The 686-nt window shown below is 63.6% G+C and carries 1 protein-coding gene; it reads right to left on the bottom strand.

Going from position 1 to position 686, the window contains the following annotated elements; translation table 11 throughout:
* Positions 1 to 686 (bottom strand): condensation domain-containing protein (locus A5759_RS04830; RefSeq protein ID WP_231984546.1); only part of this gene is annotated, 686 nt, incomplete at both ends.

Genomic DNA, 686 nt, shown 5'->3' with positions numbered 1-686 from the left:
CGACCCTCGAAACTCACCGCCACCGCCTCAGGGGCACGCGAAACCTGCGCGGCGAACAACCCCGGAATCGACTGCGACACACTCGCCGGACGACTCAGCGCCGCCCGGTTACCCCACTCATCGAGGCGGGCATAGTCCACCTCATCGAGCACATCCATCGACGACAACCGACCAGCAGGATCGGCAACCATCCACTCCAACACCCGACGCAACCGCTCGACCAGCAACTCGATACTCGCCGCATCGAAAACATCGGTGCGGAACTCCACCTCCCCACCAATACCGGCCGGCTCACCACCATCACTCCACCGCTCAGCCAACGAAAACGTCAAATCGGTACGGGCGGTATGGGTATCGGCTCGCAATGGCGTGACTTCGAGGTCTCCCAAGGCGAGCCCGTCGCCGGGATCGGCGCCCTGCCAGTTCTGCCAACCCAACATCACCTGCACCAGCGGGTGGTGGGTCAAGCTGCGAGTCGGGTTCAACCTCTCGACGAGCACCTCGAACGGCACATCCTGATGCTCATACGCAGCCAGACTGCGCTGACGCACCTGGGCGATCAGCTCACCGACGGTGGGATCGCCGTCCAGATCGACCCGCAACACCAAGGTGTTGACGAAGAACCCGACCAGCTCATCGAGGGCAGGATCACGCCGCCCGGCGATCGGAAACCCAACGGCCACATC

Source organism: Mycobacterium sp. 852014-52144_SCH5372336, assembly GCF_001665615.1.
In the GTDB taxonomy this organism is placed as follows: Bacteria; Actinomycetota; Actinomycetes; order Mycobacteriales; family Mycobacteriaceae; genus Mycobacterium; species Mycobacterium neumannii_A.
The sequence above is the reverse complement of the archived record's forward strand: the minus strand, read 5'-3'. Positions and strand labels throughout refer to the sequence as shown.